The following is a 25,952-nucleotide window of genomic DNA, read 5'->3' as shown; positions in this document are numbered from 1 at the left end:
CGCTTTAACCGCATCATGCCATCCTAAGAGAACAAATCTCCTAGGACAGCCCCTTACTTTTTCTATCTTCTAAAGAAAGAGGCAAGCATATTTTATTGTTTCATATAGGCCATAGAGTGGCGTCGCGTTCCAGCAGCCGAAGGGCTGTCAATCGGGAGTTTCCATGACCATCCAGAGTAAATTCAGCCGCCTCGGCACTGACGCAGCGCCCGGACAAGAGGTGCGCCAGCTGTCCGGCAGCCTCGACTCAGTGTTGCGTGGTGACACGATCGCCGGGCGGCCGGTGGACTTCTCGCACGGTGATGTGGACGCGTTCACCCCAACACCCCACTCATTCGAGGTCTTCTCAGCGGGCGTCGAAGCCGGCGGCAAGCAGGCCTACACGGAATACCGCGGTGATCTGGGCATCCGCGAAGAACTCGCCGAGCGGCTGGCCAGCTTCACCGGAGCGCCTGTCGATGCCCGCGATGGCATGATCATTACCCCCGGCACCCAGGGCGCGCTATTCCTGGCCGTCGCCTCGACCGTATCGCAGGGCGACAAGGTGGCGATCGTCCAGCCCGATTATTTTGCCAACCGCAAACTGGTGGAATTCTGCGAAGGAAAAATGATCCCCGTTCGAATGGATTATGCGACGACCGAGGGTGCTGCGGGTCTCGATCTTGGCCAGTTGGAAGACGCGTTCAAATCGGGGGCAAAGGTGTTTCTGTTCTCGAACCCCAACAATCCGGTCGGCGTCGTCTATTCTCGCGAAGAGATTGAAGAGATTGCTGTTCTGGCGAGCCGATACAACGCGACAGTCATCGTCGATCAGCTCTATTCGCGCCTTCTGTATTCTGGCGTGAATTATACGCACCTACGCGCACAGCAGGTGGATGCGGAAAATGTCGTGACCATCATGGGCCCGTCAAAGACGGAATCGCTCAGCGGCTATCGGCTGGGGGTAGCCTTTGGCTCAAAGGAAATCATCTCCCGAATGGAGAAACTGCAGGCAATCGTATCGCTGCGTGCCGGCGGCTATAGCCAGGCCGTTTTGCGCACCTGGTTCAACGAACCGGCTGGATGGATGGACGAGCGCATTCGCAAGCACCAGGCGATCCGCGATGATCTGTTGAAGGTTTTCCGCGCGACTTCAGGCATTCAAGTCCGTACGACCGAAGCAGGTAGCTACATTTTTCCGGCACTGCCGCATCTGTCCGTGGCGGGCAACGATTTTGTCCGTATCCTGCGCCTGCAAGCAGGTGTCATAGTGACACCGGGAACAGAGTTCAGCCCGTTTTCCGAAAGCAGTGTGCGCCTGAACTTCTCGCAGGACCACGCCGCTGCCGTTGCAGCCTCCAAGCGTCTCGTAACCCTTGTCGACCGGTACCGCGCATGATCGGCAACGCGGCGGATAAAAAGAACCCGGTGCCGCAGGGGTTGTACCTCCCCGCGACACGGCACGGCAGCATGATATTCACGGCCGGAATGACCCCGCGCAAGGATGGCGTACTGCAATTTACCGGACCAGTGCTCGCCGATGCAGACCCAGGCCTACATAAGGACGCGATGATCCTGGCCTGCAGCAACGCGCTGGCGGCAGCCGAAGCGCAGCTTGCGGAGGGCGAAAGCCTTTCCGCCATCCTGAGCCTCACGGTCTACATCGCTGCCGAGCCCGGTTTTACGGCACACTCGAAGCTGGCGGACTTCGCGTCCGAGTTTCTGAAATCCAGGCTTGGCGAGCGGGGAATAGGCAGCCGCGCAGCAGTCGGCGTCGCGACGCTGCCGGGCAATTCCCCCGTGGAAGTGCAACTGGTTGCAGCGGTATAGGCCGGCTATTCGCGACTACGCCGAGCGTATGTTTTCTAAAAAAATGCGCCGTACCTGACAAGTACGGCGCATTTTTTTATTCGGCTGTCAAAAGTCTGCCGTAGCGCTTGCCGACAGCCCTTACCCCATCCGCTCGGAAGCATAGGATCCGGGTGAGGCCGGAAAAACGACGGTTCGATCACCGTTGAGGAAGACGCGGCGATGAATATGTGCATGGATCGCACGGGCCAACACCTGGCTTTCCACATCGCGACCAAGCGAAACATAATCGCTTGGGCTCTGGGCATGCGTCACCCGGACAGTGTCCTGATCGATGATCGGACCCTCGTCGAGATCTGCGGTGACGTAATGCGACGTGGCGCCGATCAGCTTCACGCCCCGATCATGGGCCTGCTTGTAGGGATTGGCTCCCTTGAAGCTCGGCAGGAAAGAATGGTGGATATTGATGATCCGCCCCGACATCTTCCGGCACATCTCATCCGACAGCACCTGCATGTAGCGCGCGAGAACGATCAATTCCGCACCGACTTCCTCGACAATGCGCATCTGCATCATCTCGGCTTCGGTCTTGTTGGCCTTCGTCACCTTGATGCAGTGAAACGGAATATCGTGGTTCACGACCACTTTCTGGTAATCCATATGGTTGGAGATCACCGCCACGATGTCGATCGGTAATGCGCCGATCCGCCAGCGGTAGAGCAGATCGTTCAGGCAATGGCCAAAGCGCGAAACCATGATCACGACCTTCATCCTCTCGGTCTCGTCATGGAAGGCATAGGTCATGCCGAACGACTTGGCGGTCGCTGCAAATCCGGCGCGTAAGCCAGCGAGATCGGCGCCAGTTTCCGACTTGAAGCTGGTCCGCATGAAGAAATTGCCGCTCTCGCTGTCATCGAATTGCGAACTGTCGGTTATGTTGCATCCATTCTCAGTCAGGTAGGTGGTGATAGCGGCAACGATCCCGCGTGTGGACGGGCAAGTCACGGCTAGGGCAAACTGAGTCATGAAATCTCCTGGAAGGTCATCGGGCACGTCCTAGAACGGCGTAGCAGCACTTTCAAGCTGAAAGGATATCCGGCTCGCCGAGACCATGGGCACGGCAGCAGGCAGTGAGGGTGTTAACCAGCAGGCAAGCGATGGTCATGGGACCCACCCCACCGGGCACCGGGGTGATCGCACCTGCCACAGCGGCGGCACTCTCGAAATCAACGTCGCCGACCAGCTTCGGCTTTCCATCGCGCTCTATGCGATTGATACCGACATCGATTACCGTGGCACCCGGCTTCACCCAATTGCCCGGAATCATTTCAGGGCGCCCAACGGCAACCACGAGGATGTCCGCTGCGCTCACGATCGAAACCGGATCTGTCGCAAATGCACCATCTCATGACCACCAGCAGGATTTGCAATAGAAGAACGCCAGCCAAGTTGCATGCGGAGCTTGGCGAATCCTAAGCATTAGCGCAGGAAAGGTGAGAAAGGCCCTGTGTCCTCCCAAGCGTAGATATCCGTACGGAGATAGCGGAGCTCGTCGTCGTAGAGGGCCTTGTCGATTTCGACCCAGCATGCCGTCCGTCGCTACCGCCCAACCAGCGACATCCCCTGTCCTTCAGACGATCCTTCATGTCGAGGGGTGAGTTTGCGCGAACGGCGAGGCGGGCAGAGGACCAGCAGCCGAGCCATCCATACCGGTTCTTCGGGATTGACGAAAAAAGTCCGCGAGACTTGCCACCGTTAGGCGGCCTTACAGCGCATATTCGTGTCTTCCATCTCGCCGAGAACGCTAACCGTTCTTTTCCCGAATGCTTCCAGGTCAGGTGTTCCGACGCTTACCCTCCATAAGATCAAGTACGGCGCGCGCAGCGTCGAGCACATTGGTGCCAGGCCCGAACACCGCCACTACGCCATGGTCGAGCAGGAACTGATAGTCCTGGCGCGGCACGACACCGCCGCAGATCACGATGACGTTCTCAGCGCCCTTCTGCTTCAACGCGTCGACCAGTTGCGGCAGCAGCGTCTTGTGGCCGGCCGCCAGCGAAGAGACGCCGACGACATGCACTTTCGAGGCGATGGCCAGATCGGCTGCCTCAATCGGCGTCTGGAACAGCGGCCCTGCAACGACGTCGAAGCCGATATCGCCGAAGGCGGAGGCGATGATCTTGGCGCCGCGGTCATGTCCGTCCTGACCGAGCTTTGCGACCATGATCTTCGGCTTGCCACCGAGCGAGTTTGAAAAATTTTCGAGACGGGAAACCAGCGTCTTGAACTCCGGTTCGCTGTCATAGGCCTTGCCATAGACCTTGCGGACCACTTCCGGAACGGCGGTATGGTCGCCGAAGACCTTGCGCATGGCGTCGGAAATTTCCCCGACTGTGGCTCGGGCACGCACTGCCTCCACTGCCGCTTCTAGGATATTCCCTTGGCCGCTGGCCGCAACTTCGCCAAGTGCAGCGAGCGTTTCGGCTACTCGATTGGGATCGCGCTGCCGTTTCGTCCGCTCGATGCGGGCAATCTGCGACAGCCGTACGGCGGCGTTGTCGATGTCGAGAATGTCGATCTGGTCTTCGGTCTCGAGGCGGTATTTGTTGACGCCGACGATGACTTCCTCGCCTTTGTCGACGGCGGCCTGTCGGCGGGTCGCAGCTTCCTCGATCATGCGCTTGGGCAGGCCGGTGGCAACGGCCTTGGTCATGCCGCCCATCGCCTGGACGTCCTCGATCAGCGCCCAGGCCTTTTCAGCCAGCTCATGGGTCAGGCTTTCGACATAGTAGGAACCGGCGAGGGGATCGACGACCTTGGTGACGCCAGTCTCATGCTGGAGGATGAGCTGTGTGTTGCGGGCGATGCGGGCGGAAAACTCCGTTGGCAGCGCAATCGCCTCGTCAAAGGAATTGGTGTGCAGCGACTGCGTGCCGCCAAGGGCCGCCGACATGGCCTCGAAGGCGGTGCGCACGATGTTGTTGTATGGGTCCTGCTCCTGCAGGGATACGCCGGAGGTCTGGCAATGCGTGCGCAGCATCAGCGACGACTGTTTCTTCGGCTGGAATTCTTCCATGATGCGCGACCACAGCAACCTAGCCGCCCGCAGCTTGGCAGCTTCCATGAAGAAGTTCATGCCGATGGCGAAGAAGAAGGAAAGTCGGCCGGCGAATTCATCGACATTCAGGCCCTTGGCGATGGCCGCCCGCACATATTCGCGCCCGTCGGCCAGCGTGAAAGCCAGTTCCTGTACCAGCGTCGAGCCCGCTTCCTGCATGTGATAGCCGGAGATGGAGATGGAGTTGAACTTCGGCATCTCCCTGGCTGTATATTCGATAATGTCGGCGATGATCCGCATCGAGGGCTCAGGCGGGTAGATGTAGGTGTTGCGGACCATGAACTCCTTGAGAATGTCGTTCTGGATGGTTCCCGACAGTTGAGCGCGTGGCACGCCCTGTTCTTCGCCGGCGACAATGAAACTGGCGAGGATCGGGATCACCGCGCCGTTCATTGTCATCGAAACCGACATCTCCTCGAGCGGAATGCCGTCGAACAGGATCTTCATATCCTCGACCGAGTCGATCGCGACACCTGCCTTGCCAACATCGCCTTCGACGCGCGGATGGTCCGAATCGTAGCCGCGGTGAGTGGCGAGATCGAAGGCGACGGAGAGGCCCTTCTGTCCGGCAGCGAGCGCCTTGCGGTAGAAGGCATTGGATTCTTCGGCTGTCGAAAAGCCGGCATATTGCCGGATCGTCCACGGGCGGCCGGCATACATGGTGGCACGCGGGCCGCGCAGGAACGGCTTCAGGCCGGGCAGGGAGTCAAGCTGGTTTATGCCTTCGAGATCGTCGGCCGTGTAGAGCGGCTTGACCGCGATGCCTTCCGGCGTCTGCCAGACAATGCTCTCCGGCGAGGCTTTCAACTCGCGCTCGGCGAGTTTCTGCCAGTCATCATAGGTTACGCGGTCGCTCATCGATTTGCTCTCACTCGAATTCCATGATGAGTTCGTCAACCGCCAGGCTGGCGCCGGCCTCCGCCGCAATGCGCGCCACGACGCCCCGACGCTCGGCGCGCAGCACGTTCTCCATTTTCATGGCTTCCACAGTGGCAAGTGCTTGCCCGGCCTCGACCTGGTCTCCAGCCTTTACGGTGACTGCGGTGATCACGCCGGGCATCGGACAAAGCAGCATCTTCGACGTATCCGGCGGCAGCTTTTCCGGCATCAGCAACGCCAGTTCGGCAACGCGCGGGGTGCGCACATAGGCCACGACATCCATGCCGCGCCAGCGCAGGCGCATACCTGTTGCAGCAGGCACGGTCTTCACACCGATCGTCTCATTATCGACGGTGAATTGCGCGTGGCTGCGGCCGGGAAGCCAATCGCTGGCGACCGAGATCGAAGGGCCGTCGCCGAAACTGACGATGGTCTTGCCGCCTTCTTCCCTGACCGTGATTGCAAAGCTGTCGCCGGCCAGCGTCGCCACCCAGTCGCTGCCAATGATGCGGCGGTGATTATCCATTGACCCGGAAATCAGCACGCTGCGCTTCTGAGCCCTGAGATTGATGAAAGCAGCGATTGCCGCGAGCTTCCTTGCATCGTCCGATGACGGCTCGACGCCTGCAAAGCCGTCCGGATATTCCTCGGCGATGAAGGCGGTGGTGAGCCGGCCTTCGCGAAAACGCGGATGGTCCATGACTGCCGACAGGAATGGCAGATTGTGGCCGATGCCTTCGACCTCGAAATCGTCGAGAGCCTTGCCCATGGCGTTGATGGCTGTCAGCCTGTCGGGCGCCCATGTGCACAGCTTGGCGATCATCGGGTCGTAGTACATCGATATCTCGCCGCCTTCGAAGACGCCGGTGTCGTTGCGCACGACGATGCTATTTTCGCGAATACCCTCCGCAGGCGGACGATAGCGGCTCAGCCGTCCGATCGACGGCAGGAAATTGCGATAGGGATCCTCCGCATAGAGCCGGCTTTCCATCGCCCAGCCATTCAGCTTCACATCAGACTGGGTGAGGCGCAGCTTTTCGCCAGCGGCAACGCGGATCATCTCTTCGACCAGATCGATGCCGGTGATCAGCTCCGTCACCGGATGCTCGACCTGAAGCCGTGTGTTCATTTCGAGGAAGTAGAATTTCTTATCGGCATCGACGATGAACTCGACCGTGCCTGCCGAGAAATAGCCGACAGCCTTGGCCAGCGCCACCGCCTGCTCGCCCATGGCTTTGCGTGTTGCAGCATCCAGAAATGGCGAGGGAGCTTCCTCGATGACCTTCTGGTTGCGCCGCTGGATCGAGCATTCACGCTCGCCGAGATAGATGAGATTACCATGCTGGTCGCCCAACACCTGAATCTCGATATGGCGCGGCTGGGTGACGAACTTTTCGATGAAGATGCGATCGTCGCCGAAGGAAGATTTCGCCTCATTTTTCGACGACTGGAAACCTTCACGGGCCTCGGCGTCGTTCCAGGCAATACGCATGCCCTTGCCGCCGCCGCCGGCGGAGGCCTTGATCATCACGGGATAGCCGATCTTGCCGGCGATCTTCACGGCTTCATCGGCGTCCGCGATCAGGCCCATATGGCCGGGCACCGTCGAGACACCGGCCGATGCGGCGATCTTCTTGGAGGTGATCTTGTCGCCCATCGCCTCGATCGCCACCGGCGGCGGGCCGATGAAGGCAACGCCTTCAGCCTTCAGTGCCTCGGCGAAATTGGCGTTCTCCGACAGGAAGCCGTAGCCCGGATGCACGGCATCCGCCCCGGTTGCCTTCACCGCATCAAGGATCTTGCCGATGACGATGTAGGATTGGTTGGACGGCGGCGGGCCGATATGCACGGCCTCGTCGGCCATCTTCACATGCAGCGCCTCGCGGTCGGCATCCGAATAGACGGCGACGGTGGCGATGCCGAGCTTCTGCGCCGTCTTGATGACCCGGCAGGCGATTTCGCCGCGATTGGCGATGAGGATTTTCTTGAACATCTGCGGCCTCACAGCGGTATCGTGTCGTGCTTCTTCCAGCGCGTCTCGACGCTTTTGCCGCGTAGCGCAGCAAAGGCGCGGGCGATGCGTCGGCGCGAGGAATGCGGCATGATCACCTCATCGATGAAGCCGCGTTCGGCGGCGACGAAAGGATTGGCGAAACGCTCTTCATATTCCCTGGTACGGGCGGCGATCTTGTCCTTGTCGCCAAGTTCGGAGCGATAGAGGATTTCGGTCGCGCCCTTGGCGCCCATCACCGCGATTTCTGCGGTTGGCCAGGCGTAGTTGACGTCGGCGCCGATGTGTTTCGAGGCCATGACGTCGTAAGCGCCGCCATAGGCTTTGCGCGTGATCAGCGTCACCATCGGCACGGTCGCTTGGCTATAAGCGAAGAGCAGCTTCGCCCCATGCTTTATGACGCCGCCATATTCCTGTGCCGTTCCCGGCAGGAAACCCGGCACGTCGACCAGCGTCAGGATCGGGATGGAGAAGGCGTCGCAAAAGCGCACGAAGCGTGCTGCCTTGCGCGAACTGTCGATGTCGAGGCAACCGGCGAGTACCATCGGCTGGTTGGCGACAACGCCGACCGTCTGGCCTTCGATGCGCAGGAAGCCGGTGATGATGTTTCTGGCGAATGCTTCCTGGATTTCGAAGAAATCGCTCTCGTCGGCCAGCGCCAGAATAAGCTCGCGCATGTCGTAAGGCTTGTTGGCGCTGTCCGGCACGAGCGTATCGAGCCGCATTTCCAGCCGCGACGGGTCGTCGTAGAATGGGCGAAGCGGCGGCTTTTCACGGTTGTTGAGCGGCAGGAAATCGAACAGCGCGCGCACCTGCTCCAGCGCCTCGATGTCGTTGTCGTAGGCGCCGTCGGCGACCGACGATTTTGCCGTATGGGTGCGTGCGCCGCCGAGCTCTTCGGCCGTCACGATCTCGTTGGTGACCGTCTTCACCACGTCCGGACCGGTGACGAACATGTAGGAACTGTCACGCACCATGAAGATGAAATCGGTCATGGCGGGCGAGTAGACCGCACCGCCCGCACATGGTCCCATGATGACCGAGATCTGCGGCACGACGCCCGAGGCATCGACATTGCGCTTGAACACGTCGGCATAGCCGGCGAGCGAAGCCACGCCTTCCTGGATGCGGGCGCCGCCGCTGTCGTTCAGTCCGATCACCGGCGCGCCGTTGCGCACGGCCATGTCCATGATCTTGCATATCTTCTGGGCGTGGGTTTCCGACAGCGAGCCGCCGAGAACGGTGAAATCCTGGGAGAAGACATAGACCAGACGGCCGTTGATCGTTCCCCAGCCGGTGACCACACCGTCGCCGGCGACCTTCTGGCCGGCCATGCCGAAATCGGTGGCGCGGTGGGTGACGTACATGTCGTATTCCTCGAACGATCCCTCATCGAGGAGAACGTCGAGGCGTTCGCGTGCGGTCAGCTTGCCCTTGGCATGCTGTGCATCGATTCGCTTTTGCCCGCCGCCGAACCGGGCTTCTGAACGGCGGTCTTCAAGCTGTTCGAGAACGGCGCGCATCAGCGGTTGCCCCGCGCGTCGAGCCACTTCCAGGCGACCGGAAATACGAGAGCTGCCAGCAATGCCTTGGCGATGTCGCCGGGGATGAAAGGGATAAGGCCGAATTGCATAACCGGCCTGTCGAAACCGATTACACTGCCCAGCCAGATCAGGCCCGGCACATAGATGACAGCGGCAGCCAGAAGAGCAGCAGCCATTGCGGTCAAAGGGTTGCGATCCCATCCCCGCTCAGCAAGCCAGCCGGCCAGGGCGGCTGCCAGCAGAAAACCGATCAGGAAGCCGCCTGTCGGTCCCGTCATATAGGCAAGGCCCAGACCTTTCTCCGGTGTGCCGGCGAAAACCGGCAGACCAGCCGCACCTTCGGCAAGATAGAGCAGCACGGTGCACCACCCCAGGCTTGAACCAAGAGCCAAACCAAGGCCGATGACGACGAATGTCTGCATGGACATGGGGATTGGATAGAACGGCACCTGAATCTTGGCTGAAAGCGCAAGGAGAAGCGATCCCGCCACAACGACAAGAACATTGGTCGCAGTGAGGCGGGCGCCGGATTTCGCCGTGATTGCGGTGTAGAGGGTCATCGTTTCGCTCCCCGAGATAGGATTGGCCACCGAGTGGCTTCCATAAATCGCGGTCGGCTAGGCGGAAATGGTTGAAGAGGTATGCTTGTGTAATGTAAAGTTTTGAAAATTGTAAATTGCGAAATTGCAAACATGGCGACTCGAAAACTTTATGTAGGCCGCAAGATCCGGGAAATCCGCGAATCTCATAAGGTTACGCAAGCCGTCTTTGCCGAGCGCATCGGCATCTCGACCAGCTACCTCAACCAGATCGAGAATAATCAGCGGCCGGTTTCGGCGGCAGTGCTCCTAGCTTTAGCCGAGAACTTCCAGATCGATATCGGCGCCATCTCACTGGGAGACGACGACCGGCTGCTTTCGGCAGTCACCGAGGCGCTGGCCGATCCCGTATTCGACAACTACAAGCCCAATCTCCAGGAATTGAAGCTGATCACCCAGAATGCGCCGGGGTTGGCGCGCGCGCTGATTGCCTGTCATCAGGCCTTTCGGCGAAGCAGCGAGCAGCTTGCAAGCCTCGATGATCGTTTCGGCCAATCGAGCGCATTCAACGAGCCGACCCCTTACGAGGAGGTGCGCGACTTCTTCCATTTCGTCGACAATTATATTCACGAGCTCGATATCGCAGCCGAGCGGCTGGCCGGCGAATTGGGCATCGGCGAACGGGAGACCGGAGCTGCCCTTGGCGCCCATCTTGAAAGCCGGCACGGGGTACGTGTGGCACGCGCGGCGGCAGACGAGGATATCATCCGGCGCTTCGATGCCAGGTCAAAGCTGCTCTTCCTGAACCCTTATTCGCCAACTGCAACCCGCAATTTCCAAATAGCTTTCCAGATCGCCGAGTTGGAAATGGGTGAAGAAGTGACGGCATTAGCGCGAAAGGCGAACTTCCGCTCCGCTGAAGCTTTCGAGATATGCAGGATTGGCCTCTACAACTATTTTGCCGGCGCACTGATCCTGCCATACCAGTTGTTCCTTTCTGAGGCCAAGGAACTGCGTCATGATCTGGAACTTCTGGCCGCGCGCTTCGGCGCAAGCATCGAACAGGTCGCACATCGCCTTTCGACCCTGCAGCGACCGGAACTGAAAGGCGTTCCGGTCTTCTTCGCCCGCATCGACCGGGCCGGCAACATAACCAAGCGTCACAGTGCTGCGAAATTGCAGTTCGCCCGTTTCGGCGGAGCCTGTCCCCTATGGAATGTCCATCAGGCATTCGAAACTCCGGGCCGCCTCATCCGTCAATTGGCCGAGACCCCGGACGGCGTGCGCTATCTCAGCGTCGCGACCGAACTGGCCAAGGCCGGTGGCGGCTTCAACGCGCCGCAGCGCCGCTACGCCATCGCGCTCGGATGCGAGATCGCCTATGCCGGCGCCTTCGTCTACGCCGACAAGATCGACCTCGGAAACCGGGCAGCGTTCGATCCGATCGGCATCTCCTGCCGCATCTGCGAGCGCACCAACTGCCAGCAGCGTGCCGTACCACCATTGAAACGCAAGATCATGGTCACTCCACACAGTCGAGGTGCAATACCTTACGAGATCGTCTGAGTGAAAATATCACTGCGGCATTTGGGTCATAGTACGAATTTCGACGACAAGATGGACTGATCGATTCAGTAAGGACGCTTCGCAGACCACAGTCGGCTTGCGAATGCGTAGTTTGAGGCACGATTCCAGGAGCAAAGGACGATCCGGCCGCGTGCGACGACTGTCCTGACGTTCGCAGCGAGGGAACGACGAAAAAGCCGTGCACCCCAAAATATCCTCTGCTCGTGGTCGGATAACGCCCTGCGCCTATACAATAGAGTTTCAGAGCGCTTTCGAAGTTGCGCATCCGAGCACCGGGCCGCCGGGGCGGGTTTGTCGCCACTCAAACCCGTAGCGATCGTTTTGCAAGCTAACTGTCACTTATTCCAAAGCTGGGTCTCCAGCCCCATATCGGTCAGCGACTTTGCCTGACATCGTCGCGGCCAGGAATTCCCGTCGAATGGTCTCCAGGCGTTCCCAGCTTTGCAGGTCAGGAAGAGACGGTACGGTAACAAGCTCCCGATTCTCCAGACCCGCCAACGCCGCTTCGACGAGTTCATCAGCACTGAGGTAGGCGGCGGCGGGAAAGACAGATCCGTCCATTCCCTGACTGGAAAAGAATTCAGTCCGGACAGGCCCCGGCATGACAAGCTGGATACTCACATCCGTCTCGGCAAATTCCATTTGCAGGGAACGTGTGAAGTTCAGCACAAATGCTTTCGAGCCGCTGTAGATGGCACCGCCTGGAGACGGCGCATGCGCAAGCACTGAGCCGATATTTACGAGCAACCCTGCGTTCTTGCGTTTGAAAGCAATCAGAGCGGCCCGTGACAACCGCGTAAGAGCAACGATATTCAACGTAACGGTTCGCTCGACACTTTGCGTGGACGAGTCTGCAAGGAAACCGAGACCACCAGCACCGGCATTGTTTATAACGCCAGAGAAGTCGTCGCGGGTAAGGCGCTCTTCTAGGCGGCCGAGATGAACGGCGTCTTCGAGGTCAGCGACAATGGTTTCCGCATCAGCGCTGAAATCGGACCTCAGCCTTTGTGCCAGCGCTTCAAGGCGATCCTTTCTCCGCGCGAGAAGGCTCAGTTTGTGCCCGCGTCCGGCAAGTTTTATGGCGTACGCTTCTCCGATCCCGGAAGATGCGCCGGTGATGAGAATGCGACCGTCTTTTGGTATGATAGACATCTGTGTCTCCCAGAAGAACTATGCGTGGGTGCGGGGAGAAGCGCGGTTCTCGCTCATCCAGCGCTTTTCATCTTCGGTGCCTTCCCGTGGTGGAAAATGCCCCTGGATGGTCCAGAGATCGAACGGCGTTTCATCGATGTGGATTTCCCAGTCGTAACCGCGTTGCGAGATCCAGGGAGCCAGGATTTCGTTGATCCTGTTGAAGAAGCCGACCTTCATTGCATCGGATGTGAAGGTCCGGGCAACATGATCGACCCAGATACGGACAAACTGTGCGTTAGGCTCTCCCCCAATGTAGAAATTGTCGGCATTGACCTCCTGGAAGATCACGCCGACATAGAAGCGCGGCATCATGCGGCCATAGAGGTCAGACAGCGACTGCGAGATCGCCTTCTTGTCTTTCTGCGAATAGGCGCCGACCGGATGATAAACTTTCCAAAGTGGCATTCTCGTTCTCCACGCATGTTGAATGGGTGCCCCGCTTCAGCACCTGCGGGGACCACAAGCATCCTTAAAGATGTTGTTTGACATCTAAATATCTGTTAGATGTCAGTCAACATCTTTTTGGAGCAAGGCCATGCGCGTGAGCCGTGAACAAGCCCGCCAGAACCGGGAACGAGTTGTATCTATGTCCAGCGCCCTCTTTCGCGAGAAGGGCATGGATGGCGTGGCTATCAATGATCTGATGAGCGAGGCCGGACTGACCCATGGCGGCTTCTACAAGCAGTTCAATTCCAAAGCGCAACTCGTTGAGGAGGCTTGTACGGCTGCGCTTGCGCAGACATTTGGCTTCTGGGAAGACTATCTGGAGGACACTGCGGATCGTCGCGCCGCGTTCATCCACGCTTACCTGTCGGACAGGCACCGCGACAATGTAGCTCAGGGATGTCTTCTGCCGGCGCTGGCAGGCGAGGCAGCCCGACAGCCGGAAAACATCCGCAGTGTATTCACGCAGGCGATTCAAGCCTATGCCAGCTTGCTGGACGCGCCATCCGAAGAGCAGACAAAGGACAGTCGTTCACAAGCCCTCCGGACCCTCTCTGAGATGGTAGGCGCGGTCTTGCTGTCCCGCACCTCAAATGATGCAGCGCTATCGCAAGAACTGCTTCAAGCGGTTCGGACGCATCGTAACGGGGCTGCTGGTTGAAGCGGATGTCGCGCGAGGACGGCAGGACGATTTTCTGAGTAGCAGTAGCCATCGGGATAATCTCGATTCGGAAAAGATGCTCGAAGCTCTCAAAGCAGCCTACGATCACCTCATCAAGACAAGCGACTATACGAAAATCCTTGAGAAAACCGACACAGCCTACGGCGCCACGGACGCCGCAGTGATCTACAAGGAAGGATCGACACCGCCGAAATACGGGTTCTAAAGATCGGAGGCCCCATCCATCGGCGGGGCCTTTCGATGTTGATTTTCGCAGAGAGCTGATACCGCACCAAAAAGCCATACAGCTTACTGACCTCGCGTCGGGAAATAGAGAAAAGATGCTTGGCTGCGAACTGCGGCGCACCCAGCATGCTGATCAGATCGCGGGAGATTTCTGTAGCGAAGATTGCCTTCCACACTGCATTTTATGCGACTTTCGAGTGCAAATCACGAGCACGGAAGGCGTGATGGGTTGGATTCCAATTCGCCACTTAAGTTAGCTTGGAGCCCGACAGCAGCCAAGCGGGCCTAGCACCTTCAACGGAATCGAACGGCCACTAGGATTACTTGGCACCGGGATGGCTAAGCGAGTTTCGCTTTTGCTCTGCTTCTGCGCCTGCTCAGGCTTCACGCCAAAGTGTAGGCGGTCTTGATGGTTGTATAGAACTCGTTGGCGTTTTTGCCCTGCTCGCGCGACCCGTACGACGAGCCTTTGCGGCCCCCGAACGGCACATGGAAGTCGACCCCCGCCGTCGGCAGGTTAACCATCACCATGCCGGCTTCCGCATTGCGTTTGAAATGCGTCGCATGCTTGAGGCTCGTCGTGGCGATGCCGGAGGAAAGGCCGAATGGCGTGTCGTTGGCGACGGCCAGCGCCTCCTCATAATCCTTGACGCGGATGACCGCGGCAACTGGGCCAAAAATCTCTTCGCGCGAGATACGCATGTCGTTCGTCGCCTCAGTGAAGAGTGCCGGCTGAAGGTAGAAGCCAGGCGTATCGCGCTTCAGAAGCTCGCCGCCGAAGGCAAGCTTTGCGCCTTCTTGTCTGCCGATTTCGATGTAATCCGTGTCCTGTTTCAACTGCGTCTCATCGACGACCGGACCGATATGGGTGCCTGCCTTCAGGGCATCGTCGATTACGACGCTTTTCAGGCGCTCGCCCGCGGCGGCAACGAACCGGTCATGGATAGCTTCCGTGACGATGATTCGCGAGGAGGCCGTGCAACGCTGGCCGGTCGAGAAAAAGGCCGAGTTGACGGCAGCTTCGACCGCGACATTGAGATCCGCATCGTCGAGCACGACGAAAGGATTCTTGCCGCCCATTTCGAGCTGGTACTTGCGGTTATGTTCTACGGAGGCAGTGGCGACGCGCTTGCCGGTACCGGTAGAGCCGGTGAACGTGACGGCATGGACGTCTGGACTGTCGAGCATCGTCTGGCCGACGACGGAGCCCTTGCCCATGACAAGGTTCAGCACCCCCTTCGGCAGGCCGGCGCGGACCAAAATGTCGACGATCGCCCAAGAGCAGCCCGGGACGAGTTCAGCCGGCTTGAAGACGACCGTGTTGCCGTAGCAGAGCGCGGGCGCGATCTTCCAGGCGGGGATGGCGATCGGGAAGTTCCACGGCGTAATGACGCCGACGACGCCGACCGGCTCACGGGTAATCTCGACGCCGATGTTCGGGCGCACCGAGGGCAGCAACTCGCCGGCAAGGCGCAGGCACTCGCCTGCGAAAAAATCAAAGATCTGGCCGGCGCGCACGGTCTCGCCGATTCCTTCAGCGAGCGTCTTGCCTTCTTCTCGCGACAGCAGGCGACCGATTTCGTCCCTGCGAGCGAGAATCTCGTCGGCGGTCTTGCGCAGGATGGCATGGCGCTCGAGGATGCCGGAGCGCGACCAGGATGGGAAGGCAGCCTTGGCCGCCGCGATTGCCGCCTTGGTATCTTCAACAGAGCCCCGAGCGTACTCGCCCACTACGTCGCCGGTATTGGACGGGTTGATGTTTTTGGTCGCATCGCTGCCGACCCATTCGCCGGCAATCAGGTTCTGGTGGATCGTCATGTTATCTCCGACTGCTGGGTGAACTGGCGCATAGCGGCAGGCCGAGCCGCCCCTGTCAATGACATGGATGGCCCTTTCCTGGCTAGCGCTTGTGTTGCTCAATCAAGGCTTCCATCATCGAAATTTCCTCGGCTGTCAGATCCTGCAGCGGCGAGCGAACGGGACCTGCATCAAAGCCCTGAAGGCGTACGCCGGCCTTGATGGCGGACACGGCATAACCCTTCGCACGGTTGCGGATCGCCATAAACGGGTAGAAGAAGCCGTTCAAGATTTCCTCGCATCTGGCGCGCTCACCGGCACGCAGTGCCTTGTAGAATTCCAGCGCCAGGCCCGGGACGAAGTTGAAGACGGCGGAAGAATAAGTGGTGAAGCCGGCTCCGAGATAGGCTTCGGCAAAGAGTTCAGCCGTCGGCATGCCGCCCAGATAGGTCAGGCGATCACCCATCTTCGCGGTAATCTGGCGGACGAGGCCGATGTCGCCAGTGCCGTCTTTGAAGCCGACGAGGTTCGGGCATTCATCGCAAAGCCGAGCAAGGGTATCGGCCTGAAGAACGGAATTGTCGCGGTTGTAGACCATCACACCCATGCCGGTGGCCTGGCACACCGCCTTGATATGCCGGTAAAGACCTTCTTGCGGCGCATCGATGAGATAGTGCGGCAGCAGCAAGATGCCATCTGCACCCGCCTTTTCGACGGATTTGGCAATCGAGACAGCAATATTGGTGCCGTAGCCACAGCCGGATACGATTGGCGTCTTGCCGGCTGCTTCCTTGGCGACACGTACGATCTGCGGAATTTCCTCCGGCGTCAGCGAAAAGAACTCGCCCGTCCCGCCGGCGGCAAACAGCGTGGCCGCCTCGAAGCCGGAAAGCCAATTGACATGCTCCGCATAGCTTTTGGCGTTGAAGTTTCCCTCGGCATCGAAATGCGTTACCGGGAATGAGAGAAGGCCGGCGCCCAGCGCGTGCTTCAGGTCTTCGGTTTTCATGGATGTAACCCTCCGTTAGAGGCCGCAGCGAAGAATGCCGATGCGGCCTGATTGAAACTGGTTGTTGTCGACTTTGCTCAGCCCTCGAGTGAACGCACCATGGTGGCAAGGCGCGCGCAGGCGCTCTCCAATTCAGGGTCGGAGGCCGCGATCGAGAGGCGTATGAACCCCGGTGCGCCGAACGCGGCACCGGGCACGCTCGACAGGCCGAAACGATGCAGAAGATGCGAGGCGAACGCCGTGTCGTCGGCGATGATCTCTCCATTCGCCGTCTTCTTGCCGAGCAGCCTTTCGACGCCGATGAAAGCGTAAAAGGCACCGTCCGGCGGGGTAAAGTCGAGCTCTTCGATCTTGCTTAGATGTCCGACAATGATTTTCGCCCGTTTGGCGAAGGTTTCTGCGGCCTTGCCGACAAATGCCTGATCACCGGTGATCGCCGCCAGGGCAGCCGCCTGCGCTACGGTCGAAACCGATGAGACGCTCTGCGATTGCATCTTGTTGAGCGCTGCGATCAAGGCCTTCGGGCCTGCGGCATAGCCGACGCGCCATCCGGTCATCGCATAGGCCTTGGAAACGCCGTTGACGATCAGCGTACGTTCCCGCAACTCCGGGCAGGCTTGGCCGAAAGAAACGAACGGGACGTCCTTGAGAAGGATGTGCTCGTATATCTCATCCGAGACCACCAGCACCTGAGGATGGCGTTCCAGAACGCCGGCAAGTGCCCGGTATTCATCAGCCGTATAGATCGCACCGGTCGGGTTGGACGGCGAATTCAGCATCAGCCAGCGGGTCTTTGGCGTGATCGCTGCGTCGAGTTTCTCGGCGGTGAGCTTGAAGCCGGCATCAGGTCCGCAATTGATATAGACCGGCTCGCCACCATGCAGGGAGACGATGTCGCCGTAGGATACCCAGCACGGCGTGGGAATGATGACCTCGTCGCCCGGCTCCAGCGTGGCCAGAAACACGTCAAACAGTATCTGCTTGGCACCGTTAGCCACCGTGACCTCGTCGACCGTGTAATCAAGGTCATTCTCGGTCTTGAATTTACCGACGATCGCCTGGCGCAGGCTCTCCATGCCTGCCGGCGCGCCGTAGCGCACCCTGCCCCTGCGAATGGCTTCGCAGGCTGCTTCGGTAACATGGACCGGCGGCTCGAAATCCGGCTCGCCCAGAGACAGATCGATAATGTCGTGGCCTTCAGCCGCCAGTTTCTTGGCGGCCATGGCGATTGCCATGCTTGGCGACGACTTTATGCCCGCTGCACGCTTGTTCTCGAATTTCATCTCCGGTTCCCCTAGTTATTCCGGTATCTGGGACCGGGCGAAGCCTGCGCTCCTCCCGGCCTCCGGAAGGTCTTACTTGGCGATGACGTAGTCGAAATCTCTGTCACGCCGGGCAGCATCCGGATCGCGCTTTTCGGCTGGGCCATAGCCGCCGCCACCCGGCAGCTGCAGGATCAGCCTGCGTCCGGCGGGCACATGCTGGCGCCCCTTGGATGCAAGACGGGTCCCGTCGTCAAGCAGTACGGCACCGGCTGCGCCGCTTTCTCCGCCCTCGCGACCGCATGCCGGATGCTCGACGCGGTCGAACATGGCATTGAAATGCATTTCGTGGCCTTTGGTCGGCGAGATTTCCACCACCTGGCCGAGCCCACCGCGGAACTGGCCGGCGCCACCGGAACCGTCACGCAGCTCCTTGCGCCAGAAGATGACCGGGCCGACATGCTCCGTCGCTTCGATCGACATCGAATGCACGCCGCTAGGGAAAGCCGTGGCGCTCAGACCGTCGAGCGCCGGACGGGCACCCGCGCCGCCGCTGTTGAACAACAGGACCTCTGCGCGCTGGCCGCCGTCGGCCGGCGCCTGCTCGCCATGCAGCGGGCGAACGCTGACATGCAGGTTCCAGAGCGCGCCCGCCCCTTCCGCCGGCACGCGACCGGGCAGCATCTTGTGCACGGCGCCCAGCACGGCGTCGGGAACGAGGTGACCGAGCACGTGGCGCACCGACACCGGTGCCGGATGCTGCGCGTTCAGAATGCAGTTTTCAGGCGCGGTTACGCGAAACGGCAGCAAGGACGCGTGGTTGTTCGGGATTTCCGGTGCGATCGAGCACTTCAGGCCATAGCAGGCATAGGCCGCGGAATAGATGATCGGGCAGTTGATACCCTTCGGGCTTGGCGGCGAGGTTCCCTCGAAATCGGCGAGGATGTGGTCCTCTGCCACGTCGAGGCGAACCGCGATATCGATCGGCGAACCGTAGCCGTCGACGCGCATGACGTTCGAATAGGTGCCCTTCGGCAGCGCTGCGATCAGTTCCAGCGTGGCATCGTAGCTGCGCTTGAAGATAAATTCGCCCAGCGTCTCCAGATCCGCAAGATCGAACTCGCCCATCATGTCCATCAAGCGGCGATGGCCGATCTCGTTGCAGGCAGCGAGCGAATAGACGTCGCCGACCACCTGGTGGCTCTCGCGCACATTGTTGCGCAGGATGTTGACCAGGTCCTTGTTGACCTTGCCGCGCTCCGCGAACTTCATAATCGGAACGAAGATGCCCTCTTCATACACCTCGTTGGCATCCGGGCCGAAACCACGGCCACCGACATCGACGACATGCGCCGTGCAGGCGAAGTAGCCGACCAGCGCTCCATTGCGGAAGCTGGGCGAGACGACGGTGAAGTCGTGCAGGTGGCCGGTGCCCTTCCAAGGGTCGTTGGTGATGTAGACGTCACCTTCGAAGATGTTTTCAGGGCCGATGTCACGGATGAAGTGGCCGACTGCCTCGGCCATGGCGTTGACGTGGCCGGGCGTGCCGGTCACGGCTTGGGCGATCATCTTGCCGCCGCGGTTGAAGACGCCGGCCGAAAGATCCCCCGATTCACGCACGCTGGTGCTGAAGGCGGTGCGGATGAGGGTGACGGCCTGCTCCTCGACCACGGAGATCAACCGGTTCCACATGATCTGCATGTGAACGTCGGAAAGTACGTTGGTTTTCATGGGTAATCCTCCGTTCAAGCTGTCTGCTTGACGCGTAACAGCAGGCAGCCATCGGCCTGCATGATGACTTCGCGGCTCGCCGTGATGATGGTCGAGGTCTCGCGTTCGGTGATGACGGCGGGACCCGAGACCCAGTCGCCCGGCTGCATTTCGTTACGGGAGACGATCGAGGCCTTCTGGAACTTGCCCTCCTGGACATCGAAGATTTCACGGTTGCCGCGGACGGCCGCCGCGGCTCTCCCGGCAGTCTTGCCGATCCGTTGCGGCGCGGTCACCTTGGAGGCCGCGCGCAGCGACCAGCTGACGATTTCGACGTCGAGACCATCGATAACGCGGCCGAAGAAATGTTCGTACTGTTCATCGAACAGCTCGCGGAACAATGCGCCGTCGCCATCTACGTAGTCACGCACCGCGATCGTGACCGGCACCTCCCAGCCCTGCCCGACGTAACGCATGTAGGCCGTGCATTCGAGATCGGGATCGGCATCCGGCGCGCCGGAGCGCACGAAGGATGTTGCTTCCGCAATCAGGTCCGCGATCGTCTGGTTGATACCTGCCGCATCGAAACGGCTAAGGCGGCTATAGGCGCTGCGGACGGATTCGAAACCGAAGGGGGCACGCAGGAAGCCGATTGCGGAACCCACGCCTGCGCCCGGCGGGATCAGCAGTTCCGATATGCCGAGCTTTTCGCAAAGGCGGGCGGCATGAATGGGTGCGGCACCGCCGAAAGCAATCATGGTGAATTCGGAGAGTTCCTTGCCGTTTTCCACCGCATGCATGCGGGCGGCATTGCTCATGTTCTCGTCGACCACCTCGCTGAGGCCGTAAGCGGCCGTCACCTCATCCATGTCGAGTTTGACCGCCAGGCCAGCGCGCATGGCCTGGTCGGAAGCGGGCCGGTCGAGCTTCATTGCGCCACCGGCAAATTCCTCGGCATCAAGACGGCCGAGGATCAGGTCCGCATCGGTAACCGTCGGGTTCGCACCGCCGCGGCCATAGCAGGCGGGGCCCGGTTCGGAGCCAGCGCTGTGTGGACCGACGCGGATCTGGCGCATGCTGTCGACCGTCGCGATCGAGCCTCCACCAGCGCCGATCTCGACCATCTCGATGACCGGGATGGAGATCGGCATACCGCTGCCCTTCTTGAAGCGCCAGGTTCGGGCGACCTCAAACGTCTTCGATGTCTTCGGCGTCTGCTTCTCGATCAGGCAGATCTTGGCGGTCGTTCCGCCCATGTCATAGGAGAGCACCTGGTCGAGACCATAGCTGTTAGCGATGTGGGCCGCGAAGATCGCGCCGCCGGCCGGGCCGGATTCGAGCAGGCGAACCGGAAATTCGACAGCGCTCTCGATACTGATGATGCCGCCACCGGAATGGATCATGAAGACCTGGCAGCGCGTGCCTTCTTCGGTCAACCGCCCGACGAGGCGATTGAGGTAAGATGCCATCAACGGCTTGACGAAGGCGTTAGCGCAGACCGTGTTGAAACGCTGGAATTCGCGCATCTGCGGCGAGACTTCCGAGGAGATGGAGACGGAAATGTCCGGTTTCCTGGCCAGCAGCCGCTCGCGCACCACCTTTTCGTGAGCGCCGTTGAGGTAAGAATGGATGAAACCGATCGCCACGCTTTCGTAGCCGGCGGCGATGATGCGGTCGCAAAGGGCATCGACCTCGAGGAGGTCCAGTGCCTTCAACACTGATCCGTCGGCCCCGATACGCTCGTCGAGCACGAAGCGCTCATCTCGCGAAACCAGAGGCGCCGGCAGGACGATGTTGAGGTCGTACTGCTCGAAGCGGCTTTCGGTCCGCATCTCGATGACGTCGCGAAAACCCTTGGTGGTGATGAAGGCGGTCCTGGCGCCGCGCCGCTCTATCAGAGCATTGGTGGCGAGCGTCGTGCCGTGGATGATCGTGTCGATTTCGGAGAGCTCCACTCCCGCGACCTCGGCAACCTGATGTATCCCCTTGACGATCGCATTTTCAGGGAAGGAATAGTCCGTCAGCACTTTGATCGAATGGAGCGTGACGCCTACCTCCATTGCAACGTCGGTGAAGGTGCCGCCGATATCGACACCGACCCTGATCTGCTTGCCATCTTTCGCCATTTTCTTGCTCATGCTCCGTAAGCGAGCTTTTGTTGCGCCGCGCCCGTGAAGGCTTAGTTTCGACGTGCAGCGGCCTACCCCCGCCCGCACCAACAGGCGGGGGCCAAAAACTCTTCAGTGGTTGATGTATCTGGTGCCCTGCGCGGCAGTCCTCGCGGTCGCGCAGGGCTCCAGCGTTACTGCTTGCCGGTGAAATCGACCCCCGGCAGCGTGGTGGGAAGCTTCGCGCGGTCGACACCGATCCACTTCTTGTAGAGCGCGTCCAGCGAACCATCAGCGGTATGACGGGTCACGAAATCCGTGAGAAGGTCGAGCATCTCCTGATCGCCCTTGCGCACTGCCATGCCTTGGAAATTGTCGGCAACCTTGTACTTGCGCTCGAACTGGGCATCGTTTCCGGTCTGCTTGATGACGAGCCCGTAGGTCACACTGCCCAGGATCGCATCGACCTGGCCGGAAAGAAGCGCCTGGACGGTCGTCGCATCGTCGTCGAACCGCTTGATCTTCGTGTTCGGCGGCGCGACCTTCACGAGCAGCGGTTCGAAGGCACTGCCGCGATTGACGCCGATGACATATTTCTCAAGATCGTCGTTCCCCTTGATGGCGGCATCCGTCTTGCCCCAGACCGTGATATCGTTCGACGAATAGGGAATGACATACTGGATGACCTTGGCACGCTCTTCGGTGATCGTCATCGACGGCACCAGGAAATCGACATTGCCGTTGATGAGGAGAGGAATGCGGTTCTGGCCGGTGATGCGCTCGAACTTCGCGTCAACGCCGAGCTCCTTGGCGATCATCCTGGCGATCTCGATGTCGAAGCCGTCATTCTGACCGTTCTGGTCGATGAAGCCCCATGGAAACTGATCCATCTGCACGCCGATGGTGGCGGTACCCTTGGCCTTGAGTTCTTCGGGCGTTACGGCCAGCGCCGTCGTTACGAAGGAGGACGCCGCGAGAAGCACGGCGGCAAACCCGCCCAGCACTTTCGAACGCGAAAGGATCAATGCTGTATTCAACATGTAGTCACCTCTGGTTGGTTTTTGTGATGCGTTCTTGTTTACCGCACGGCGTGGAGGCGCCGTTCGATGCGTGCACTGCAGTAGGTCAGGGGCAGGCAGATGAAGAAGTAGATGAGCGCAACTGCGCCGTAGACCTGCAGCGGCTGAAACGTGATGTTCGCCATCAACTGACCGGAGCGCGTGAGTTCCGTCAGGCCAAGCAGAGCGGCGAGTGCGGTGCCCTTGATCAGGTTGACGAGGAAGCTGATGGTCGCCGGAAGACCAATACGGAAGGCTTGCGGCAGAACGACATCGACCATCCTGTGCACATAACCGATGCCCAGAGCGCGGGCAGCTTCGCTTTGGCCGTCTGGCACCGCCTGGATGCTGCCGCGCCAGATCTCGCCGAGAAACGCGCTGGTATGGAGCGACAGACCGATGGTCAGCGCCACCCAGACATCCACCTTCATGCCCAGCATGGGCAGCCCGAAATAGACGAAGAACAGCTGGACCAGCAGCGGCGTGCCCTGGAAAATCTGAATGTACGTCGCCATCAGGACGCGCAATATCTTCCACTTGCTGGTGCGGCCGAGCGCCACGGCCAGCCCGAGCGCGCCGCCGACGGTAAAGGCGAGAAGCGAGAGAACGATGGTCCACCGCGCTCCTTCGAGCAGGAAGACGAATTCTCCCCAACCAAATTGACGGATCATCGCAGTGCCTCACTTTGCCGGGTAGGAGAAATAGACCCTGCCGATCATGCTCAGAGCGGCAGAGAAGAACTGGGACAGAACGAGATAGATGACACCGAGCGTGAGATAGATCTCGAAGCTTCGGAAGGTCTGTGAATCCAGGGTTTGAGCAAAGTAGGTCAACTCTTCCGCGGAGACCGATGAGACGAGGCTGGAATTCAGCATCATCAGGATGAACTGGCTGCAAAGCGCGGGATAAACGGCCCGGATCGCCGGCCTGAAAACGATGAAGCGGTAGATGTCGGCCGTATGCATGCCGAGTGCCCTGCCCGCTTCGATCTGGCCGGGCCGGATGGATTGAACCCCGCCGCGCACGATCTCCGCCGCGTAGGCCGCGCAGTTCAGCGTCATTGCAAGGATCGCCGCTTGCTCTCCGCTGAGCCGGATGCCTATCGCCGGCATGCCGAAGAAGACGAAAAAGACCTGGACGAGGATCGGCGTGTTGCGGATCAGCTCGATGTAACCGATGGCAATGATGCGCAGGACTTTCTGATTGCTCAGGCGCATCAGCATGAACACGATACCGAGGCTCAATCCAAAGACCATGGAGAGCGACGACATCCTCAGCGTCCCGATGACGCCTTCCAGAAGTGTTGGCCATGCAGCAAGAACCGGGCTGAAGTCGAATGTGTAGTTCATCGCCCGCTCCTCAATGATCGAGGATCTGGCTGAGGAACGCCCTGGTGCGTTCATGGCTCGGATTGCCGAAGAACGCGGCGGGCTCGGCGCTTTCGATGATCTCGCCACGGTCCATGAAAATGACACGGTGGGCCACCGCACGGGCGAAACCCATTTCGTGCGTGACGCAGATCATAGTGATCCCGTCGTCGGCAAGGGAGATCATGGTGTCCAACACCTCCTTGACCATTTCCGGATCAAGCGCCGAGGTGGGCTCATCGAACAGCATGATCTTCGGATCCATGCAGAGCGCCCGCGCAATCGCCACGCGCTGCTGCTGACCACCGGAGAGTTGCGCGGGATATTTCAAGGCCTGTTCGGCGATATGGACGCGCTCCAGGTGGCGCATCGCCTTTTCCCTGGCCTCGGCGACGGAGACCTTGCGCACACGCCGCTGAGCCAGCATGCAGTTTTCGAGTACGGTCAGATGGGGAAAGAGGTTGAACTGCTGAAACACCATGCCGACGTCGCGCCGGATATGGTCGGCATTCGCGCCGCTCTGGCTGAGCTGCGTGCCATTGACGAAGATGGTGCCTTCCTGAATTTCCTCCAGGTGATTGATGCACCGGATCAGCGTCGACTTTCCGGAACCCGACGGACCACACAAAACGATATGCTCGCCGCGCGCGACGTTCAGGTTTATGCCCTTCAATACCTGCAGGGAGCCATACCACTTGTTGACGCCGATCATATCGATGGCTTTTTCGGACTTCGCGATCTCGCTCATGGCCAGTTCCCCTTCCTGTTATCATCAGGATTGCGTTGCGACTTCAAACACGCCGTCGACCTCTACGGATGAGCCGCGTGGGAGTGACCCGGCGCCGAGCGCCGTGCGCACATGGCGACCGCTTTCTCCAAAGATTTCGACGAGCAGATCGGAAGCGCCGTCAATTACCGCCGGATGCCCCTTAAAATCCGGCAGCGCATTCACGAAACCGCGAAGCTGCACGCAGGCGAGCACTCGATCGAGGTTTCCGTCGAGCGCCGCATTCACCCGTGCCACCAGATTCAATGCGCAAAGGCGTGCAGCTCGGTAGCCGTCTTCGGGCGACACGTCCTGCCCGACCACGCCGACGAAATGCTCGACGCCATCGATACGCGGGATCTGGCCCGATACGAACAGAAGGGACCCGGCGATCCGGTGAGCAATGTAGTTGCCAGAGGCCGGGGCAATCGAAGGCAACACGATGCCGAGCTCGGAGAGGCGCGCAGAGACGACACCCATAGCAGTTTTCCACCTGTTTTGTGCGCGCGACACGGCGCAAATATCGTTCCCGGAACCATTCATCACAGTCGCCCTACCGGTCGAACTGCGTCACAGGCCCTCTTTTCTGACACCAAAGATTATTGAAATAGTATCTCTTGTCAATATGAAATTTAGAGATACTACCTCTTGAGATTACCAAGAGTCGCCATCTGAAAAACCCCTTTATTTTCAATTATATGTACGAAAGTAGATCGGCGCCGACAGAACTAAACGCCTCCTTACGGAAAAAAATTAATTTGCGGCTTAGTGTAAAAAATCTGAAGTGTGCGTGCCGTCAGAGAGGCGATCTCAACAGGTGTGCGCACACGTGGGAAAAATCCACATATCAGAGGTAGCATCTCT

Annotated in this window: 22 protein-coding genes and 1 pseudogene; 5 read left to right on the top strand and 18 right to left on the bottom strand. The window is 59.7% G+C overall.

What is annotated here, in order from left to right; genetic code table 11:
• Window positions 1-163 precede the first annotated feature (163 nt).
• Both G6N74_RS18640 and G6N74_RS18635 read left to right on the top strand, forming a co-directional pair.
• Window positions 164-1,378, top strand: a complete 1,215-nt coding sequence (locus G6N74_RS18640; protein ID WP_165119447.1) for a pyridoxal phosphate-dependent aminotransferase — start codon at window positions 164-166, stop codon at window positions 1,376-1,378.
• Window positions 1,375-1,809: a RidA family protein gene (locus tag G6N74_RS18635; RefSeq protein ID WP_165119446.1), complete on the top strand. Its 435-nt coding sequence runs from the start codon at window positions 1,375-1,377 to the stop codon at window positions 1,807-1,809. The genes G6N74_RS18640 and G6N74_RS18635 overlap by 4 nt, the downstream gene beginning before the upstream one ends.
• Window positions 1,810-1,929: 120 nt before the next feature.
• Here G6N74_RS18635 and purU read toward each other — a convergent pair whose 3' ends face one another.
• The 6 genes and pseudogenes from purU to G6N74_RS18605 all read right to left on the bottom strand — a co-directional run bounded on the left by purU (window position 1,930) and on the right by G6N74_RS18605 (window position 9,900).
• The gene (gene purU / locus G6N74_RS18630; protein ID WP_165119445.1) at window positions 1,930-2,814 is read right to left on the bottom strand and encodes a formyltetrahydrofolate deformylase; all 885 of its coding nucleotides are present in this window, start codon (window positions 2,812-2,814) and stop codon (window positions 1,930-1,932) included.
• Between the two features lie 52 nt (window positions 2,815-2,866).
• Window positions 2,867-3,163 (bottom strand): annotated as a pseudogene (locus tag G6N74_RS18625) (bifunctional methylenetetrahydrofolate dehydrogenase/methenyltetrahydrofolate cyclohydrolase); the annotation flags it as partial.
• 459 nt (window positions 3,164-3,622) lie between these two features.
• Entirely contained in the window at window positions 3,623-5,764 is a 2,142-nt protein-coding gene (scpA, locus tag G6N74_RS18620) for a methylmalonyl-CoA mutase (protein ID WP_165119444.1), read from the bottom strand.
• 10 nt (window positions 5,765-5,774) lie between these two features.
• On the bottom strand, window positions 5,775-7,778 hold the full coding sequence (locus G6N74_RS18615; protein ID WP_165119443.1) for an acetyl-CoA carboxylase biotin carboxylase subunit: 2,004 nt from the start codon (window positions 7,776-7,778) through the stop codon (window positions 5,775-5,777).
• Between the two features lie 8 nt (window positions 7,779-7,786).
• Window positions 7,787-9,319, bottom strand: coding sequence for an acyl-CoA carboxylase subunit beta (locus G6N74_RS18610; RefSeq protein WP_165119442.1), 1,533 nt, complete (start codon window positions 9,317-9,319; stop codon window positions 7,787-7,789).
• Window positions 9,319-9,900: a biotin transporter BioY gene (locus G6N74_RS18605; RefSeq protein WP_165119441.1), complete on the bottom strand. Its 582-nt coding sequence runs from the start codon at window positions 9,898-9,900 to the stop codon at window positions 9,319-9,321. The genes G6N74_RS18610 and G6N74_RS18605 overlap by 1 nt, the downstream gene beginning before the upstream one ends.
• A gap of 132 nt (window positions 9,901-10,032) precedes the next feature.
• Here G6N74_RS18605 and G6N74_RS18600 point away from each other — a divergent pair, with 132 nt between their 5' ends.
• Complete coding sequence (locus tag G6N74_RS18600) at window positions 10,033-11,445, top strand: helix-turn-helix domain-containing protein (protein WP_165119440.1); 1,413 nt, start codon at window positions 10,033-10,035, stop codon at window positions 11,443-11,445.
• 360 nt (window positions 11,446-11,805) lie between these two features.
• Here G6N74_RS18600 and G6N74_RS18595 read toward each other — a convergent pair whose 3' ends face one another.
• Window positions 11,806-12,618, bottom strand: a complete 813-nt coding sequence (locus G6N74_RS18595; RefSeq protein ID WP_165119439.1) for an SDR family NAD(P)-dependent oxidoreductase — start codon at window positions 12,616-12,618, stop codon at window positions 11,806-11,808.
• Between the two features lie 18 nt (window positions 12,619-12,636).
• Window positions 12,637-13,065 (bottom strand): tautomerase family protein, encoded by a 429-nt coding sequence (locus G6N74_RS18590; protein ID WP_165119438.1) that lies wholly within the window; start codon window positions 13,063-13,065, stop codon window positions 12,637-12,639.
• 130 nt (window positions 13,066-13,195) lie between these two features.
• Between G6N74_RS18590 and G6N74_RS18585 the strand changes: the two genes are divergently transcribed.
• Complete coding sequence (locus G6N74_RS18585) at window positions 13,196-13,765, top strand: TetR/AcrR family transcriptional regulator (RefSeq protein ID WP_165119437.1); 570 nt, start codon at window positions 13,196-13,198, stop codon at window positions 13,763-13,765.
• Between the two features lie 76 nt (window positions 13,766-13,841).
• A complete protein-coding gene (locus tag G6N74_RS18580; RefSeq protein ID WP_165119436.1) occupies window positions 13,842-13,991 on the top strand; it encodes a hypothetical protein in 150 nt (49 codons plus the stop codon).
• A gap of 404 nt (window positions 13,992-14,395) precedes the next feature.
• Here G6N74_RS18580 and G6N74_RS18575 read toward each other — a convergent pair whose 3' ends face one another.
• The 10 genes from G6N74_RS18575 to G6N74_RS18530 all read right to left on the bottom strand — a co-directional run bounded on the left by G6N74_RS18575 (window position 14,396) and on the right by G6N74_RS18530 (window position 25,568).
• Window positions 14,396-15,829 (bottom strand): aldehyde dehydrogenase family protein, encoded by a 1,434-nt coding sequence (locus G6N74_RS18575; protein WP_165119435.1) that lies wholly within the window; start codon window positions 15,827-15,829, stop codon window positions 14,396-14,398.
• A gap of 82 nt (window positions 15,830-15,911) precedes the next feature.
• On the bottom strand, window positions 15,912-16,817 hold the full coding sequence (kdgD, locus tag G6N74_RS18570) for a 5-dehydro-4-deoxyglucarate dehydratase (protein ID WP_165119434.1): 906 nt from the start codon (window positions 16,815-16,817) through the stop codon (window positions 15,912-15,914).
• 77 nt (window positions 16,818-16,894) lie between these two features.
• A complete protein-coding gene (locus G6N74_RS18565) occupies window positions 16,895-18,100 on the bottom strand; it encodes a pyridoxal phosphate-dependent aminotransferase (protein WP_165119433.1) in 1,206 nt (401 codons plus the stop codon).
• 72 nt (window positions 18,101-18,172) lie between these two features.
• A complete protein-coding gene (locus G6N74_RS18560; protein WP_165119432.1) occupies window positions 18,173-19,810 on the bottom strand; it encodes a hydantoinase B/oxoprolinase family protein in 1,638 nt (545 codons plus the stop codon).
• Between the two features lie 14 nt (window positions 19,811-19,824).
• Entirely contained in the window at window positions 19,825-21,915 is a 2,091-nt protein-coding gene (locus G6N74_RS18555) for a hydantoinase/oxoprolinase family protein (protein ID WP_165119431.1), read from the bottom strand.
• A gap of 176 nt (window positions 21,916-22,091) precedes the next feature.
• Window positions 22,092-22,937: a transporter substrate-binding domain-containing protein gene (locus G6N74_RS18550; protein ID WP_165119430.1), complete on the bottom strand. Its 846-nt coding sequence runs from the start codon at window positions 22,935-22,937 to the stop codon at window positions 22,092-22,094.
• Between the two features lie 38 nt (window positions 22,938-22,975).
• Entirely contained in the window at window positions 22,976-23,626 is a 651-nt protein-coding gene (locus tag G6N74_RS18545; protein ID WP_165119429.1) for an amino acid ABC transporter permease, read from the bottom strand.
• 9 nt (window positions 23,627-23,635) lie between these two features.
• Window positions 23,636-24,304, bottom strand: coding sequence for an amino acid ABC transporter permease (locus G6N74_RS18540; protein ID WP_165119428.1), 669 nt, complete (start codon window positions 24,302-24,304; stop codon window positions 23,636-23,638).
• Between the two features lie 10 nt (window positions 24,305-24,314).
• Window positions 24,315-25,070 carry an amino acid ABC transporter ATP-binding protein gene (locus tag G6N74_RS18535; RefSeq protein WP_165119427.1) on the bottom strand — a complete coding sequence of 252 codons (756 nt, stop codon included), beginning with the start codon at window positions 25,068-25,070 and terminating at the stop codon, window positions 24,315-24,317.
• A gap of 24 nt (window positions 25,071-25,094) precedes the next feature.
• Window positions 25,095-25,568, bottom strand: a complete 474-nt coding sequence (locus tag G6N74_RS18530) for a RidA family protein (protein WP_165119426.1) — start codon at window positions 25,566-25,568, stop codon at window positions 25,095-25,097.
• Between the last annotated feature and the right edge of the window lie 384 nt (window positions 25,569-25,952).

The organism is Mesorhizobium zhangyense (assembly GCF_011045115.1).
Classification (GTDB): Bacteria; Pseudomonadota; Alphaproteobacteria; order Rhizobiales; family Rhizobiaceae; genus Mesorhizobium_M; species Mesorhizobium_M zhangyense.
Note: the sequence above shows the minus strand (reverse complement) of the source record. Positions and strands in the feature narration are given on the sequence as shown.